Source organism: Aquisediminimonas profunda (genome assembly GCF_019443285.1).
Classification (GTDB): domain Bacteria; phylum Pseudomonadota; class Alphaproteobacteria; order Sphingomonadales; family Sphingomonadaceae; genus Aquisediminimonas; species Aquisediminimonas profunda.
Genome location: NZ_CP080327.1, coordinates 1656053 through 1672780, shown reverse-complemented (window position 1 = coordinate 1672780; position 16728 = coordinate 1656053). Strand labels below are relative to the sequence as shown.

The 16728-nt window shown below is 60.4% G+C and carries 18 protein-coding genes; 12 read left to right on the top strand and 6 right to left on the bottom strand.

The window, feature by feature from the left end; all coding sequences use genetic code 11:
* Window positions 1–86: 86 nt before the first annotated feature.
* The 4 genes from K0O24_RS08290 to K0O24_RS08275 all read left to right on the top strand — a co-directional run bounded on the left by K0O24_RS08290 (window position 87) and on the right by K0O24_RS08275 (window position 2913).
* A complete protein-coding gene (locus tag K0O24_RS08290) occupies window positions 87–764 on the top strand; it encodes a dienelactone hydrolase family protein (protein ID WP_219895359.1) in 678 nt (225 codons plus the stop codon).
* Between the two features lie 117 nt (window positions 765–881).
* Entirely contained in the window at window positions 882–1349 is a 468-nt protein-coding gene (locus tag K0O24_RS08285; protein WP_219895358.1) for a DUF1203 domain-containing protein, read from the top strand.
* The gene (ada, locus tag K0O24_RS08280; RefSeq protein WP_219895357.1) at window positions 1349–2374 is read left to right on the top strand and encodes a bifunctional DNA-binding transcriptional regulator/O6-methylguanine-DNA methyltransferase Ada; all 1026 of its coding nucleotides are present in this window, start codon (window positions 1349–1351) and stop codon (window positions 2372–2374) included. Before K0O24_RS08285 ends, ada begins: the two co-directional genes overlap by 1 nt.
* A gap of 44 nt (window positions 2375–2418) precedes the next feature.
* Window positions 2419–2913, top strand: coding sequence for a ferritin family protein (locus K0O24_RS08275; RefSeq protein WP_219895356.1), 495 nt, complete (start codon window positions 2419–2421; stop codon window positions 2911–2913).
* Here K0O24_RS08275 and K0O24_RS08270 read toward each other — a convergent pair whose 3' ends face one another.
* The gene (locus tag K0O24_RS08270) at window positions 2914–5082 is read right to left on the bottom strand and encodes a primosomal protein N' (RefSeq protein ID WP_219895355.1); all 2169 of its coding nucleotides are present in this window, start codon (window positions 5080–5082) and stop codon (window positions 2914–2916) included. It lies immediately after the preceding gene.
* A 49-nt stretch (window positions 5083–5131) separates the two neighbouring features.
* Here K0O24_RS08270 and K0O24_RS08265 point away from each other — a divergent pair, with 49 nt between their 5' ends.
* The 6 genes from K0O24_RS08265 to dgcA all read left to right on the top strand — a co-directional run bounded on the left by K0O24_RS08265 (window position 5132) and on the right by dgcA (window position 9384).
* Window positions 5132–5590 carry a DUF1801 domain-containing protein gene (locus K0O24_RS08265; RefSeq protein ID WP_219895354.1) on the top strand — a complete coding sequence of 153 codons (459 nt, stop codon included), beginning with the start codon at window positions 5132–5134 and terminating at the stop codon, window positions 5588–5590.
* A gap of 111 nt (window positions 5591–5701) precedes the next feature.
* Entirely contained in the window at window positions 5702–7039 is a 1338-nt protein-coding gene (locus tag K0O24_RS08260) for a S41 family peptidase (protein WP_219895353.1), read from the top strand.
* A 2-nt stretch (window positions 7040–7041) separates the two neighbouring features.
* The gene (locus K0O24_RS08255; protein ID WP_219895352.1) at window positions 7042–7515 is read left to right on the top strand and encodes a disulfide bond formation protein B; all 474 of its coding nucleotides are present in this window, start codon (window positions 7042–7044) and stop codon (window positions 7513–7515) included.
* On the top strand, window positions 7512–8027 hold the full coding sequence (locus K0O24_RS08250) for a demethoxyubiquinone hydroxylase family protein (RefSeq protein WP_219895351.1): 516 nt from the start codon (window positions 7512–7514) through the stop codon (window positions 8025–8027). Before K0O24_RS08255 ends, K0O24_RS08250 begins: the two co-directional genes overlap by 4 nt.
* A 47-nt stretch (window positions 8028–8074) precedes the next feature.
* The gene (locus tag K0O24_RS08245) at window positions 8075–8431 is read left to right on the top strand and encodes a hypothetical protein (RefSeq protein ID WP_219895350.1); all 357 of its coding nucleotides are present in this window, start codon (window positions 8075–8077) and stop codon (window positions 8429–8431) included.
* A complete protein-coding gene (dgcA, locus tag K0O24_RS08240) occupies window positions 8428–9384 on the top strand; it encodes an N-acetyl-D-Glu racemase DgcA (protein WP_219895549.1) in 957 nt (318 codons plus the stop codon). Before K0O24_RS08245 ends, dgcA begins: the two co-directional genes overlap by 4 nt.
* On the opposite strand, the gene K0O24_RS08235 is transcribed toward dgcA, so the two are convergent.
* Window positions 9371–9751, bottom strand: a complete 381-nt coding sequence (locus K0O24_RS08235) for a VOC family protein (RefSeq protein WP_219895349.1) — start codon at window positions 9749–9751, stop codon at window positions 9371–9373. The genes dgcA and K0O24_RS08235 overlap by 14 nt on opposite strands.
* An 89-nt stretch (window positions 9752–9840) precedes the next feature.
* Here K0O24_RS08235 and soxR point away from each other — a divergent pair, with 89 nt between their 5' ends.
* Entirely contained in the window at window positions 9841–10308 is a 468-nt protein-coding gene (gene soxR / locus K0O24_RS08230) for a redox-sensitive transcriptional activator SoxR (protein ID WP_219895348.1), read from the top strand.
* Here the strand turns inward: soxR and K0O24_RS08225 are convergent.
* The 3 genes from K0O24_RS08225 to K0O24_RS08215 are packed head-to-tail and all read right to left on the bottom strand — an operon-like array spanning window position 10305 to window position 12561.
* A complete protein-coding gene (locus K0O24_RS08225) occupies window positions 10305–10901 on the bottom strand; it encodes a carboxymuconolactone decarboxylase family protein (protein ID WP_219895347.1) in 597 nt (198 codons plus the stop codon). The genes soxR and K0O24_RS08225 overlap by 4 nt on opposite strands.
* A 1-nt stretch (window position 10902) precedes the next feature.
* Complete coding sequence (locus K0O24_RS08220; protein WP_219895346.1) at window positions 10903–12078, bottom strand: acetyl-CoA C-acyltransferase; 1176 nt, start codon at window positions 12076–12078, stop codon at window positions 10903–10905.
* 24 nt (window positions 12079–12102) lie between these two features.
* Window positions 12103–12561 (bottom strand): MaoC family dehydratase, encoded by a 459-nt coding sequence (locus K0O24_RS08215; protein ID WP_219895345.1) that lies wholly within the window; start codon window positions 12559–12561, stop codon window positions 12103–12105.
* 116 nt (window positions 12562–12677) lie between these two features.
* Between K0O24_RS08215 and putA the strand changes: the two genes are divergently transcribed.
* Window positions 12678–15629, top strand: a complete 2952-nt coding sequence (gene putA / locus K0O24_RS08210; protein ID WP_425514776.1) for a bifunctional proline dehydrogenase/L-glutamate gamma-semialdehyde dehydrogenase PutA — start codon at window positions 12678–12680, stop codon at window positions 15627–15629.
* On the opposite strand, the gene K0O24_RS08205 is transcribed toward putA, so the two are convergent.
* A complete protein-coding gene (locus K0O24_RS08205; RefSeq protein WP_219895343.1) occupies window positions 15626–16684 on the bottom strand; it encodes a mechanosensitive ion channel family protein in 1059 nt (352 codons plus the stop codon). The two genes, putA and K0O24_RS08205, sit on opposite strands and share 4 nt — an antisense overlap.
* Window positions 16685–16728: the final 44 nt, after the last annotated feature.

Genomic DNA, 16728 nt, shown 5'->3' with positions numbered 1-16728 from the left:
CTCCGCGCCAATGCGTCTCGATCGGCGGCCCAATCTTTCTTTTTTCGCGCCAAGACGCAAAGAAGCGATCTCAGAAGGAGAATGAAATGGGCCAGATGATTCGCATGACCATGTCCGACGGTGCAGAAATCGCCGTCTATCATGCCGAACCCGAAGGTGCTCGCCGGGGTGGGCTCGTCCTCATCCAAGAAATCTTTGGCGTGACTGACCATATTCGGGATCTGTGCGACGAGTATGCAGCGGACGGATATGAAGTCCTTGCCCCCTCACTCTATGACCGCGAACACCCCGGATTCGAAGCCGACTACACAGGCCCCGATTTTGATCGTGCCGTGGAGTTGGCCCGCAAGCTCCATCCGTTCGAACTGTCCTTGAAGGACGCGCAGACCTGTATCGATGCTCTGAAGGCCAAGGGGCCGGTGTTCATCACGGGCTATTGCTATGGTGGCTCGGTCGCCTGGGCGATGGCCGGGCAGAGCGACGACCTTGCCGCCGCGTCCAGCTATTATGGCAGCCTGGTGCCAACCATGTTTGCCGATCAGGTTCCGAAATGCGCGACCATCGCCCATTTTGGCCGCTTTGATGGCGGCATCCCCATCGAAGGGGTCGAGGCACTCATTGAAAAGGGCCACCCAACGGCTCAGATCTTCATCTATGAAGCCGGGCATGGCTTCAACTCCGACCGGCGCAAAGATTACCATGAACCTAGCGCCGACCTCGCCCGCGAACGGACGCTCGCCCTGTTCAAGGCATGCGGAGGCTAAACCGGCCTTGTCTGCATTTAAGGGATGGCAGATAGCAAAAGTTTGAGCGCAAGCTTCGGGACGCACACCGCTGCGCAATGCGCCAATGAGGCTCCACACCCTCATATGGAGACCGACATGACCTATCAGATCAATGGACTGAACCCGGACAAATTCGCGCCGCTGTTCAACCTCGACGAAGCGGAACTTTCTGCCCATGGTGCAATGCGCGTTACGGCAACTGCCGACCGCGGATTTCCGTGCCGCGTCAGCCTTGAGGATGCGAAGGCAGGCGAGACGTTGATATTGCTGAATTATACAAGCCATGACGTGGCAACGCCTTATCGCTCCGCCTATGCAATCTATGTGCGGGAGAATGCACGTGAGGCGGCGCGTTTCGAGGATGATGCACCGCCGGTCTTTGAGGGTCGCCCCCTTGGCCTGCGCGCCTTCGACGCAGACGGAATGCTGCGGAATGCGGCACTCGCCATGCCGGGAGAAGCCGATGCAAAGATCCGAGGACTGTTCAGCAGCCCCGACATTGCCTATATTGATGCACATAACGCTGCGCACGGCTGCTTTGCTGCGCGCGTGGAGCGCTCCTGATGTTCTTGGATCCTGATTTTGCCTTTGCAGCCTTCGACCGGCGTGACCGGAGTCTTGACGGCCAGTTTGTCGGCGCTGTGAAAACCACCGGCATCTATTGCAAGCCCAGCTGTCCGGCGAGGCGGCCCTTGCGGGAGAATGTGGAGTTCTTCAGCACACCAGCCGAAGCGCGCGTTGCCGGTTATCGCGCCTGCCAGCGTTGCAAGCCGGACGAGATCGGCCGCGACCGCGAGGCTGTGAACAAGGCCCTGCAACTGATCAAAGACGCAGAGGAATCCCTGTCGCTTGCAGAGCTCGCTCGCGCAGTCGGCTATGCACCGCACCATTTCCATCGCCTCTTCAAGCGCGAAACCGGTGTGACGCCATCTGCCTATTGGCGCACCCTTCGGACAAAGCGGGCGGAAGCAGCACTCAAGGCCAATGGCCGGGTCACCGACGCAATATACGAAGCGGGCTATTCAGGACCTAGCCGCTTTTATGCCGAAACAGGCCGGAGGCTCGGAATGACGCCAAGCGCCTGGAAGAATGGAGGGGCTGGCGTGACGATCCGCTGGGCGGTCGCCCAAACGACGCTCGGGCCTATGCTGATCGCAGCGACGGACAAGGGAATATGCCGTTTGTCTTTCAACGAAGGCGAAGCTGACGTTCGCGAACATTTCCCGAAGGCGACGGTCGAACACGGCGGTGCGAAATTGTCTGCTCTGGTCGAAGGGGCTGTTGCAGCAGTTGAACACCCCCGCGCCATGCCGCGCCTTCCTCTCGACATTGCCGGTACAGCGTTCCAGCAAGCGGTTTGGCAGGAACTCACGAAAATTCCACCAGGTGAAACGCGGACCTACGCCCAGATTGCGGCTGCGGTTGGCAAGCCAAAGGCCGTGCGCGCCGCCGGATCAGCCAATGGGGCGAACCGAGTGGCAGTGCTCATCCCCTGCCACCGCGTCATTCGCACCGACGGCTCAATGGGAGGCTATGCCTATGGGCTGCCTATCAAACAGGAATTGCTGAAGCGGGAGAGCGTTGCATAGCTGCGACTTTCGAGGCTAGACGGGGTGCGAACAGGAGAGCGAGCATGACACCTATCCCCAACGGCGCACCCCAGACACTTGGTGAAGCCTTTGCCCATATCAACGCACTGACGGCCCCGAGCGTTGACGATCTCAAGGTCATGGTCCTCATCGAAGCCGCGGGCCAGACGCTCTATGAAGCGAGCGCAGAAGGCTCTGCCCATGAAGGCGTCCGTGCTCTGTTGATCGAGAACGGGCATGAGGAAATGAGGCATGCCCGCCGCGTGAGCGCCGCAATCAAAATCCTGTCCGGTGAGGATTTCCCGGCACCCGCTGCGCACGAGAATCCTTATCTGACGGGCGATTTCCCGCGCGCGACCCTGACTGCAGAAGGATTGAGGAAGACTGCGGAAGCGGAATTCGCCGGAGACAAGCTCTACACCACTTGGGCAGACAATATGAGCAACCCGGAAGCCGCCGCCCTTTTACGTCTCAACGCTGGGGAAGAGAGCGATCATGCCCACCGCCTGCTGAAAGCAGCCGCGATGCTTGAAGCCTGATCAAACAAAACTGTAAGGATCGACGTCTACACTCACCCTGACTGATCGCGGCCATTCCAGCGCGCCAAGCCAGTCGCGGATGACGTCCTGCACGTCGAGCGCGCGGCGTGCGTGGACCAGCAAGCGCTGACGATGACGCCCGCGCAACATCGCAAGCGGTGCCGGCGCCGGGCCATAGACATGCATCCCTTCGACCAGCGGCGCAGACTTGCCGATCTGCTGCGCCGTATCCTGCGCGTCCTTCATGCTTTCCGAGGAAACGATGATCCCCGCAAACCGTCCAAAGGGCGGCGCCCCAGCTTCACGCCGACTTTCGGTTTCAGCCGCGTAAAAACTCTCGGCATCGCCAGAGACTAGGGCGCGAATGACGGGCGCAGACGGCTCATGGGTCTGGACGTAAACATGCCCCGGCTTCTCACCCCGCCCTGCCCGCCCGGCCACCTGTGCAATCTGCTGAAAGCTGCGCTCCGCTGCGCGAAGGTCCCCGCCCTGCAACCCCAGGTCCGCATCGACAACGCCGACCAGCGTCAGGTTGGGAAAATGATAGCCCTTGGTCACAAGCTGGGTGCCGATCACGATGTCGATCTCCCCCGCTTCCATCTTGCCGACGAACTCGGCGGCCTTCGCGGGAGACCAGAGCGTATCCGATGTCACGATGGCGCGGCGGGCTTCGGGAAACAGCAGGGCGACTTCGTCCGCAATCCGCTCGACACCAGGTCCGCATGCGACAAGTGCGTCTTCCTCATGACATTCCGGGCAGGCCCGCGGCGGTGGCATGTTATGACCGCAATGATGACACTGAAGGCGCTGGAGCAAACGATGCTCGACCATCCATGCCGTGCAATTGGGGCATTGGAAGCGGTGCCCGCAGTGCCTGCACAGCGTCAATGGCGCAAAGCCCCTGCGGTTGAGGAAAAGAAGCGATTGCTCTTCCCGTTCAAGCGTCTCCTGCATCGCGCGGACAAGCGTCGGCGCCAGCCAGCGGCCCCTCTCAGGCGGGTCCTGGGTGAGATCGATTGCCGTGATTTCGGGCATCTCTGCCGTGCCGTGCCGCTCCGGCAGCTTGAGTTCCGCATAACGGCCGAGAGCGACTTGCTGGCGCGTTTCGATCGCGGGCGTCGCACTGGCCAGAATGACCGGGCATCCTTCGAACCGACCGCGCATGACGGCGACATCCCGGGCATGATATTGCACGCCTTCTTCCTGCTTGAAGCTCGCTTCGTGCGCTTCGTCCACAATGATGAGGCCGAGGTTGCGATATGGCAGGAACAGGGCGGAGCGCGCACCAACCGTCACAAGCGCTTCGCCCTTCGAAATGGCGCGCCAGGCCCGCCTGCGCTGGGATTGGCGAAGGTCTGAATGCCAGGCCACCGGTGCATGGCCGAAGCGCGCCTCGAAGCGCCGCAGGAACGGTTCGGTCAGGGCGATTTCCGGCAGCAGGACCAGAGTCTGACGGTCCATCCGCAGGGCCTGGGCGATTGCCTCGAAATAGACTTCAGTTTTTCCCGAGCCCGTCACGCCGTCCAGCAGCACAGGCGCAAAGTCCCGGGACTTGACGGCATCGACAAGCCAGTCTGACGCTGCCGCTTGCTCTTCCGACAAGTCGGGCGGGGCAAAATCGGGATCGGGCGCCAGAAAGGGGGTTTCCAGCGAGACCTCGACCGCCTCGATGGCGCCCAACTTCACCAGCCCGCGGATGACACCGTCCGACACATCGGCAATTGTCGCGAGCTCGCGGATCAGCCCCTGACGCTCGCCAATCCGTTCCAGTGCCTGTGCCCTCTGCACCGTCATCTTGTCGGGCGCCCTGCCTGTCAGCCGATATTCGACAACGGTCGGCGCACCTTCAAGCGCGGCGGCCGATGACAGGGCCATGCGCAACACGGCAGCTGGCGGGGCAAGGTAATAATTGGCAGTCCACTCGACCAACCGCCTGAGCGGCGCTCCGATGGGCGGAATTTCATAGACCTGGAGGAGGTTGCGAAGCCGGTTGTCGCCCACTTCGGCATCGGACGGCATGGCATCCTCTTCCCAGACCACCCCGATCATCTGACGCGGCCCCAAAGGCGCAAGCACGATGCTGCCCGGCTCCACTGTCATGCCATGCGGCACGCGATAATCGAGCGGGCCGAGGGCGGGATTGAGAAGGAGGACGCGAGCGCGAGTCATGCCGCACGTTCCTAGCGCCTTAACACGGCCCAGTGTAAGGAGTTTCATAATGTCGACCGGTAGCCGTGAACTCGATGGCTTCATTGCCCGCTACTCGCGCGAAGTCGAAGCGCAGATGCACGCTGCCATTGGGATCATGCGCCGCCAATTGCCCAGCGCGAACCTGCTCGTCTATGACAACTATAATGCGTTGGCCGTGGGTTTCGGGGCCACCGAAAAGGCGAGCGACGTGATCGTTTCAATTGCGGCCTATCCACGCTGGGTATCACTATTCTTCCTGCACGGCGCTGAACTCGATGATCCACACAAACTTCTTGGCGGTTCAGGTCGTCAGGTCCGCAGTATCCGCCTTGTGGAGCCGGAAATGCTCAACCATCCTGATATGCAGGCCTTGTTGGCCACTGCAATAGCCAAGGCGAAGCGTCCGCTTGATTCGAACGGGCCGGGAAAGATCTTGATCAAATCGATTTCGGCCAAACAACGTCCAAGGCGGCCCGTCGGCCAATGATGCAGTTCGTCGAATGGCGTTTCGAACATGAAATCATTGTGTCTACAACGCTGGTTCCGTTTTCGGCCCGGGTGCGCTAAAAGCGGCAAAAGCCAGCTAAGAGTGTTCAAAATGAAGAGTGATTTCCTGCGTGCCGCCCTCCTTGTTTCCGGTGTTGCCCTGATCCCGGCGGCGACCGCGGGCATGGCATCGGTCGATGCGAACACCTATCGCGAGATGGACCAGTTCCTTGCCGTATTCGAACGTGTCCGTGCAGACTATGTCGACAAGGTTGATGACAAGGCCCTGATCAAGGGTGCGATCAATGGCATGCTGGCGAGCCTCGATCCGCATTCTTCCTATCTCGACGCCCGCGATTTCGAGAATATGCGTGTGCAGACGGACGGCAATTACGGCGGGCTGGGGCTGACGGTCTCGCTTGAGGACGGCGCCGTTAAGGTCATCGCGCCTACCGAGGATTCTCCGGCCGACAAGGCAGGGGTGAAGGCGGGCGACTATATCACGCATCTGGACGGCGTCCTGATCTATGGCGGCACACTCGACGAAGCGGTGGACAAGATGCGCGGAACGCCGGGCACCAGCATCCGCCTGACAGTCGTTCGCCCAGGCCGCGACAAGCCGTTCGACGTGACGATCACGCGCCAGATCATCGAGATCAAGCCGGTGAAGTGGGAAGTGCAGAAGAATATCGGCATCATCAACATCAACGGCTTTTCAAAGAGCGTTGGTGCCGATGTCCGTTCTGCGCTGGTAAGCATCGAAAAGTCGCTCGGCCACTTGCCGACGGGCTATATCGTTGACCTGCGTTCAAACCCGGGGGGCTTGCTCGATCAGGCCATCGAAGTCTCCGATGCATTCCTTGAGCGCGGCGAGATTGTGTCGCAGCGCGGACGCAACCGCCGCGATATCGAACGCTATTATGCCCGTCCGGGGGATATGGCGCATGGCCTTCCGATCATCGTCCTCGTGGATGCCGGTTCCGCCTCTGCAGCGGAGATCGTGGCCGGGGCGCTTCAGGACCAGCACCGTGCACTTGTCATGGGCGAACGCAGCTTTGGCAAGGGCTCCGTCCAGACACTGATCCAGCTCGACGACACCAGCGCACTGCGCCTGACCACCGCGCGCTATTACACGCCATCGAACCGCAGCGTGCAGGAAGGCGGAATCGAACCGGATATTGCCGTGCCGCAATTGTCCGACCCGGATTACAAGGCGCGGCCACGCTTCCGGGAAGCAGACCTCAGCCGCCATCTCATCAACGAGAGCAAGGTCGACAATTCCGTCCTTGAAGCGGACACGAAGCCCGATCCACGCTTTACGGCCACTGCCGATCAGCTAAAGGCGCAAGGCATCAAGGACTTCCAGCTTCATTATGCGCTGGAAACCCTGAGCCGCCTGCCCCGGACACAAACGGCGGTTTCAACAGGCACCCGCAAGGGAAGCCGTTGAACATGACACCCGTGCGCAGGGCTTCCTGGCTGGCGCTTCTCATTCCCGCTGCCTTGCTGGGTGGGGCATTGGGATCGCAGTATATCGGCGGGCTGTTCCCCTGCGAGATGTGCTATTGGCAGCGCTGGCCGCACGAAGCCGCTCTCGCATTTGCGCTGCTTGCGCTGTTCAGCCGCGATCCGGGCGTTCGGCGCCTGTTCGTTGTGCTGGCCGGTCTCGCGATCATGGCGAGCGGACTCGTCGGGGTCTTCCACGCCGGCGTCGAATATAAATGGTGGGACGGCATCACGGCCTGTACGCGCGCGCCGGGCACCTCGGGCGGAAACATCATGGCGGACATCATGGCGGCCCCGCTTGTCAGCTGCAATCAGCCGCAATGGACACTTGGTCCCATTTCGCTTGCCGGCTTCAACGCCATCTTTTCGCTTGGCGGCGGCTTACTGGTCCTCTGGATGGCTGCAAGGAACAAGTCATGATGCAAGATGACCGGCATTCAATGATCCGCGTCGATCAGGCAGGAGAATATGGCGCGGCGCGTATCTATGCCGGCCAACTCGCGGTGCTGGGCAACCGGCATTCGGCATCCCGGTCGATTCGCCATATGGCCGCGCAGGAACAGCGGCACCTCGACCGGTTCAATGCAATGATGGCAGAACGCGGCGTTCGCCCGACCCTGCTCCAGCCGTTCTGGCATGTGGCGGGATTCGCATTGGGCGCCGTCACGGCCGCAATCGGTCCCGAAGCGGCCATGGCCTGCACTGCAGCGATCGAGACCGAGATCGACCAGCATTATGGCGAACAGCTCGAAGCACTTGGATCGGACGACGCCGAATTGAGTGAGGCCATTGCCGATTTTCGCTCCGAAGAAGTCGAACACAAGGCAACGGCGCTTGCGGAAGGAGCGGAAAGAGCCCCTGCCTATCCGCTTCTGAGTGCCACGATCAGGTTGGGGTGCAAAATGGCGATCCAGCTTTCCAAGAGAATTTGATTTTGGTCATTGTGCGTTCATCGAAAAAGGCGGAGGATTGCAACACTATGAAACTCGTTCTTGCCTTTGCCCTCTCACTCGTTCCGCTGGCTGCTGCGTCGCCTGCGGCGGCCCAGCAACGCACACTCACGATCTTCGGGGATGACAAATGTCCTTCGGACACCATCTGCGTCGTGGCGCCGGAAACCGAGCGTTTCAGAATTCCAAAGCCCTTCCGTGAAGGCCTGCGGAAGGAATCGCCCGAGAATACGAGCTGGGCCATTCGTTCCCAGAGGACTATGGGTGAGGGAAAGACCGGAACGGACAGCTGCTCGACTGTGGGTGCTGGTGGATGGACCGGCTGCTTCATGAAGCAGCTCCAGGAATCCTATTCTGAAAAGACGCCTGAACCGGAAGTCCCCTGAATCTGAAAATCACGGCAACTATTGAACGCTGGCCGGTTGCCGGAGCGTTTGTTATCGCGCGCGGCGCCAAGACTCTTGTTGATGTAGTTATGGTCCAGGCCCAGGATGGCAAGCATTCCGGTCGCGGCGAAGGCACGCCCATCTATTACAATGGCGAGACAGCCGAAGGATGTATTGCACAGATCAATGCCCTGCCGCCGGGTATAAATCGTGCCAGCTTGCAGCAGATCCTGCCGCCGGGTGCTGCCCGGAACGCCGTCGATTGCGCGCTTTGGGACCTGGGCGCGAAGCGCGCCGGCGTGCCGCTTTGGCAATTGGCCGGGTTTGCTCGGCCTCGCCCGTTGGTGACGGCCATGACCGTCTCTCTGGACCGTCCCGAACGGATGGAAGCCGCGGCGAGAGAGCTTTCCCGGCGCACTTCGCTCATCAAGATCAAGCTCGCCGGTGAGGACGACATTGCTCGCGTCGAAGCCGTCCGTCGCGGAGCTCCCGACGCCCGGTTGATTGTCGACGCGAATGAATCCTGGACGAATCGAGACATTGCGGCCGAAGCCACTGCGCTCGTCCACTTTGGCGTGGAACTCATCGAACAGCCCGTGCGACGAGGCGAAGACCATCGGCTCGACGGGATTGTCTCGCCTATCCCGCTCGGCGCCGATGAAAGCCTGCACGACCGATCCGATCTTGCGCGATGCCACGGACGCTATCAGGCAATCAACATCAAGCTCGACAAGGCCGGCGGGCTGACCGAAGCCCTGGCCCTGAGGGCCGAAGCTCAAGCGCTCGGCTTCAAGGTCATGGTCGGCTGCATGCTCGCCACAAGTCTCGGCATCGCGCCGGCATTCCTTGTAGCGCAAGTCGCAGACTGGGTCGATCTCGACGGTGCGCTGCTGCTGGCCAAGGATCGTGACCGCCCGCTCATCCTGACGGGCGGGTTGCTCAGTTATAGCTGACCACCTCATATTCGATGCCATCGGGATCGAAGAAATAGAAGCGCCGCCCGGGCTCATAATCGCCGTGTGAAAAGGGAATCAGCCCTTCGGCAATCACCTTGTCCTCTATCGCGTCGAGATCATCTACCTGCACGCCGACATGGTTGAGCGGCTCGCCCTTCTCAAAATGCGCGTCGGCGTGTTTCCCGTCCGGCCCGGTATAAAGCGCGACGTAGCTAACATCGTTGCCGACATGAATTGTAAAGCCGCCATCACGCGCCGGGCCGCGCCAGCGCTCATACCAGCCAAAGAGTTTTATCATCAGCCTGGCTGCGCGTTCGGGGTCGCTGACGGTCAGGTTCACATGTTCAATCATCGCGTGCGCCATATAGTCCTCACAAGTGATTCGGGGTTGACGCAAACCTCATGCAATCTCAACCTAAGTTGAGGTCAAGACATTTGTTGTTGGGGCATGTAATGCAGGCAAGCGATGTAATTTCGATCGGAAATCTCGCGGCACGCGTGGGCGTTTCGGTTTCGGCGATCCGCTTCTATGAAGCGAAGGGGTTGATCGAGCCATTCCGCAACAGCGGAGGACAAAGGCGCTTTCTGCGTTCGGACATCCGCCGCGTGTCGTTCATCCTGATCGCGCAGCAGCTGGGGCTGACGATTGAGGAAATCCGCGCCGAGCTGGCCAAACTCCCGAACGGCCGTACGCCCAATGCCGCCGACTGGAAGCGGATGAGCGGGCATATGCGCGCGCTGCTCGATACGCGGATCGCCTCGCTCACCCGAACACGCGACCTGCTCGACAGCTGCATAGGCTGCGGCTGTCTGTCGCTCAGGAAATGTGCGCTTTACAACCCGCAGGACCGCGCAGCTTCGCGTGGGGCCGGGCCACGTTATGTGATCGGAGACAGGGCGGCGGACGTTTTGGCGGGTTAGGCTGGCCGCCCGTCCAATTGCGGGTCGAGCAACTGACCATCATCCAGCTGCACCCCAAAGCTGTTCAGCATCATCGAAACCTGAGTGTATTGCCCTACCGTCATGACCAGATCCATCTTCTGCTTCTCGGTAAGGAAGTCGAGCGCAGCCCAGCTGGACTCGCTCACGAAAAAATCGCTGGTTAAATCGTCTGTCGCGCGCAGCAGTGCCCGATCATGTGCGCCCCAGATTGCGGCATCGGGGCCCGTCTTGATTGCCTCGATCTCGGCCTCGCTCAGACCGCAATCGAGCCCGATCCGGTGATGTTGGGTAAATTCGTAACCCGATTTGCAATTGTATCCGGTGCGCAGGATGACCAGTTCGCGGTCACGTTCATGCAAGGCGTTACGCTTCGACAGGATGTAGCTGCCCCACGCCAGAAATGCCGTCAATGCCTTGGGCGCGTGCACGAGCGTGCGAAAAATATTGAGCACTTGCCCTTCCGAACGCGTCGCCGACCGTCCGGGCGCCAGAAAGGGCGAGAGCGCCTCGCGCTGGTCGCCATCGAGCTTGTCGAGATCGACCGGCGCGATGCGCGGTGCCCGCAAACGCATGTCAAAGAATCTCGAACAGTCCGGCCGCGCCCATGCCGCCGCCGACACACATTGTCACAACGACATATTTGGCACCGCGGCGCTTGCCTTCGATCAACGCATGCCCCGTGCAGCGGGCACCCGTCATGCCATAGGGGTGGCCAATCGAGATCGAACCACCGTTGACGTTCAACAGGTCATTGGGAATGCCGAGCTTGTCGCGGCAGTAAAGCACCTGCACGGCAAAGGCCTCGTTCAGTTCCCACAAGCCGATATCGTCAATCTTGAGGCCGAAGCGTCCCAGAAGCTTGGGGATCGCGTAAACCGGGCCAATGCCCATCTCATCGGGCTCGGTACCTGCCGCTGCCATGCCCACATAGCGGCCCAGCGGCGTCAGGCCGCGCCGTGCTGCCTCGGCTGCTTCCATAACCACCACAGCTGCAGAACCATCGGAAAGCTGGCTGGCATTGCCTGCGGTAATTACGCCACCGTCAATCACCGGCTTCAGGCTCTTCAGACCTTCGAGTGTCGTTTCCGGCCGATTGCCTTCGTCCTTAGAGATCGTCACATCGTGGAAGGTGACTTCCCCGGTTTCCTTGTTTGCAACACCCATCTTGGTCGAGACAGGAATGATTTCATCATCGAACTTCCCCGCAGCCTGTGCCGCCGCCGTGCGCTGCTGGGATTGAAGCGAATATTCGTCCTGGTCATCGCGACTCACACTGTATCGCGAAGCCACGATTTCCGCCGTCTGGAGCATCGGCATGTAAATGTCGGGGTGCATGGCCACGAGAGCATCGTCCCGACCGACCCGCATTTCCTTCGTCTGGACGAGCGAGATCGATTCCTGTCCGCCTGCGACGACAACCTCCATCCGGTCGACAATGACCTGCTTTGCGGCCGTGGCAATCGTCATGAGGCCGGATGAACACTGGCGATCCATGCTCATGCCAGGCACCGAAATCGGCAGTCCTGCGCGAAGAGCAACCTGCCGCGCGATATTGCCGCCCTGGGTGCCCTGCTGAAGCGCGGAGCCCCAGATGCAGTCATCGACTTCTGCCGGATCGATCCCGGCACGCTCGACTGCGGCCTTGACCGAAAAAGACCCTAATGTTGCGCCGGGCGTCGCGTTGAACGCGCCGCGATAGGCCTTGCCAATCGGCGTGCGGGCGACGGAAACGATGACTGCATCACGCATGGGAATATCCTTGAAAATCGGGGGTTATACGAAAAACTGGCTGATCCATTCGGCGATCAGGGCGGGCTTGTCCTCGCCTTCGATCTCGACGGTCACTTCCTGAAGCTGCTGCCACTGGCCGGGGCGCTTTTCCTCAAGAGACACGAGCTTGAAATGGGCGCGAACGCGCTTTCCGGATTTGACAGGTGCAAGAAAGCGCAGCTTGTCGCACCCATAGTTGACGCCCATCTTGATCCCGTCGAGACGTGGCAGGTCCGCCTTGGCCGAAAGGGCCGGCATGAGCGAAAGCGTCAGGAATCCGTGTGCGATCGTGGTGCCAAACGGAGTCATCTTTGCCATTTCGGGGTTCACGTGAATGAACTGATGGTCGCCCGTCGCATCGGCGAACTTGTTGATGGTTTCCTGATCAACGGTCATCCAATCGGAGACGCCGATCACTGTGCCGACCTTTGCCAGCAATTCTTCCTTGGTCACAATACCCATTGGCTTTCCTCTCGCTTTGGCCGCGCAACATTATTACAAGCAGCCCGAAATCACGCCGCCGAAATAAGGCCCCAGCTAGGCAAGAGTCAAAGGTCATGGATTCCGCAACGTCACTCATGCGTCAACTCTATCGCGCGCCAGAACCCGAAGTGTTGCGGCCGCTGCTCGCCCGGGCGCGCTCTGCGCCGGACGAGCGGTCCAGGATCGTCAATCGCGCCGCGGACCTGATCACTGACCTGCGGGCAGCCCAAGGCACGGGCTGGGTCAACCAGTTCCTCCACGAATACCGGCTGAACACTCAGGAAGGGGTCGCGCTCCTTTCGTTGGCGGAGGCTTTCCTGCGAGTTCCGGATCCCGAGACGGCTGACGCCCTGATTGCCGACAAGCTCGGGGACGCCGACTGGCGGGCCCATTCCGGACGGTCGCAATCGGCCTTGGTCAATTCGGCAACCTGGGGATTGGTCATCGGCCGCGCGCTCGTCAGCGAAAAGGAAGAGGCCGGAACACTGCGTCGACTGATTGCGCGCGCCGGTGAACCGTTCGTGCGGCAAGCCGTGGGCGCTGCGATGCGGATGATGGGCGAAATCTTCGTGATGGGCCGAACAATAGCGGAAGCAACCGAACGCATGGCCCGACCGGAACACAAGGGCTTCACTGCAAGCTTTGACATGCTGGGCGAAGCGGCACGGACGTATGAAGACGGCCAGCGCTATTTTGCATCCTACCTTGCCGCAATCGAAGCAACCGGCGCCGGACACTCGATCTCCGTCAAACTGTCCGCACTCCATCCGCGCTATGAAGTCGCCCACTGGGACAAGTGCGTACCGATGCTGACAGACCTTTTGCAAACCCTGTGCGAGGCTGCCGCTCGGAGGGGCATCGCGTTGACAGTCGATGCCGAGGAATCCGAACGGCTCGAAATGAGCCTCGACATTATTGGCAAGGTCGCGCGCCTGCCCTCGCTCAAGGGGTGGGACGGGTTCGGCATGGCAATCCAGGCCTATGCCAAGCGCGCAAGTGCCGTTGTCCAATGGGCCGATGCCTTGGGCGCTGAAACCGGCAGACGGATCGCAGCCCGCCTCGTCAAAGGGGCGTATTGGGACAGCGAAATCAAGCGATGTCAGGAGGCAGGGCTTTCGGATTATCCGCTGTTTACCCGCAAGGCCGCAACGGACGTTTCCTGGCTCGCCTGCGCGAAAGACATGCTGGCGGCAAAAAATATTTATCCGGCCTTTGCAACACATAACGCCCTGTCCGTTTCAACAGTCCTCGAATGGGCCGGAGAATCGCGCGACTTCGAATTCCAACGCCTCCACGGCATGGGTGAGGGACTTTACGAACGTCTGGTCCATGAGCAGGGCCATCATTGCCGCATCTATGCTCCGGTAGGCGGCCATCGCGACCTGTTGGCCTATCTCGTGCGTCGATTGCTGGAAAACGGCGCGAATTCCAGCTTCGTCCATCAGCTTGCCGATGAAAGTCTTGATCTGGAATCCTTGCTCGCAGATCCGATCGCGAAGGTCGAAACCGTCGGTGGAGCGCGACATGCAAGCATCCCCCTGCCCTGTGACCTTTTTGGCGAACGCAGGAACAGCAGCGGAATCGATCTTCAGGACCGGGCGATACTGGACGAGACAGCCCAGTCCCTTCGTGCCTTTGCGGCTTCGCGTGAGAATGAAGATTTTGACCTCATGCAAAGGCGCGAAGACGCGAAGGGCGCGGTGGACAATGCGGCAACCGCCTTTTCCACCTGGTCGCAAACTCCGCTGGACGAGAGAGCAGATGCGCTTGAACGTCTTGCAGACCTGCTCGAAGCGAACCGAATCGAATTGATGTCGATTGCCGTCCATGAAGGGAAAAAGACTATTCCCGATGCGCTTGGCGAGGTGCGAGAGGCGGTCGATTTCTGCCGCTATTACGCGCAACAGGCGCGCGACGGACTGGCTCCGATTGCGCTTCCCGGGCCAACAGGTGAACGCAATGTCCTGCGTTATGAAGGACGGGGCGTCTGGGCCTGCATCGCACCGTGGAATTTCCCGCTCGCGATTTTCCTGGGTCAGGTCGCAGCCGCCCTGGTTTCCGGGAATTGCGTCGTTGCCAAACCGGCCCCGCAAACCCCAAGGATTGCTGCGCGCGCGGTTGCGCTTGCGCATCTGGCTGGCATCCCCGCCAATGCTCTTGTCCTTTTGCCGGGTGGGCCGGAAGTAGGAGCATCACTTGTATCGGATCCGCGCATTGCAGGAGTAGCCTTCACCGGGTCCACAGCGACGGCACGACGGATCGCGCGGACCCTGCTAGCGGATGACACCCGGCCGCTCGTCCCCCTCATCGCGGAAACGGGCGGAATCAACGCGATGATCGTCGATTCCACCGCTCTTTCCGAACAGGTTGTGCAGGATGTCGTGACCTCAGCGTTCCGTTCGGCGGGGCAGCGTTGTTCCGCTCTGCGTCTTTTGCTCCTCCAGGAGGATATTGCGGACGCAACACTCAAGATGCTCGCAGGGGCAATGGATGCCCTTGTTGTCGGCGAATCGTCCGATCCGATAACTGATGTCGGCCCGGTCATCGATTCAGCAGCCTATGCCCGCCTGATGGAGTATCGCGAAAGCCGCAGGGCTAGCTGGATCCACACGATCCCGGCGCCCGCTACAGGCCATTTCGTTCCGCCGACCGCCATTCGGCTTGCGTCGCTCAATGACCTGACCGAGGAATGGTTCGGCCCGCTGCTTCACGTGGCGACCTGGCAAGCGGGGACACTCGAACAAACTGTCGAGGCCATCAACGCCAAGGGTTTTGGCCTGACAATGGGCCTGCATAGCAGGATCGCGCGAAACGCCGAAACAGTCGAAGCCCTGGCGCGCGTTGGCAATCTTTACGTCAACCGCTCGATGATCGGCGCCATTGTCGGGAGCCAGCCCTTTGGCGGCGAGGGTCTGTCAGGAACAGGTCCCAAGGCGGGAGGCCCCAACTACCTGCACCGTTTCTGCGCTGAACGCGTGACGAGCACCGATACGACAAGCGCTGGCGGCAACGCCTCGCTCCTCTCGCTTGATGAAGTCGATCTCTAGGCCGCGTCTGATTGCGGCGAATAGAAAGCGACTCCCGCCTCCTTCAGGCATCGGATCGCAGCCAGCATGACCGCGTGACGCGCCCCATTTCGCACATCGGCTGACCCTCGCGTCACATGGAACATCAGTTCAAGCGTGATGGCGTTTGCGGCAAAATCCGTCAGCACGGCATGGTCGAATCGGCAGTCCTTTACGGATTGGACAACAGCCTTCAATTTTTCCGGAAGGCTCGCAATGGCGTCTGCATCATTGGCGTAATGCAACGGCAGGTTCAGGACGACCAGCCGCTCGACGATATTGTTCAGATTCCGGATCTGCATGTCGAGGAGCTTGTCATTCGACATGATGATCTGATCGCCATCGATCGACCGGATCCGTGTCGTCTTCAGCCCGATCGCTTCAACCCGGCCCGTTGCATCGCCGAAACGAATCGTTTCGCCAACCCGGAAGGGCCCATCGAACAGGATGGACAGAGCCGCAAACAAGTCCCGGAAAATGCCCTGCGCGGCCAAGCCGATGGCGATGCCGCCAATGCCAAGCCCCGCTACGAGGCCGATGACGTTCACGCCGAGATTGGCGAGGATCAGGAGCGCCGCCAGCACGAACAATGCAACATTGACGAACAGGCGGACCAGCCCAAGCGCATTGGCCAGGCCCGAATGGGGGTCTTTGCCTGCCGCGCGAACCTCGACCGTTCCCAGAATCAGTTCGCGCAGGAAAAGCGCGCTCTGGAACGTCGCTGTGATGACGAACACGAAATTGACGATGTTGGCCACGTCTTCAGGCGCATGGGCGAACGTCGCAATCAGTTCCGCCGCAAGCGGGACCATGAACCACGGCTTCATTGAGGCAAGCGCCCGTCCGATGACACTTCGCCAGGGATTCGGTTCGCGACTGAGTCTCTTTCCGACGAGCCGAAGGCCATAGAGAGCCGCGACAATGAGCAGGCCAAACAGCGTTGCAGCGAAGATCAGTCTGGTGTGATCGGATACCCAATCCACAGCACTGGTCCAGAGCATCACAAAATCGGGGTCGGCGGGGAGTTGTTTGGCCATGTGCGTTGGCTAACCTTGGTTATGAAATCTGTCCATGCCGTTAC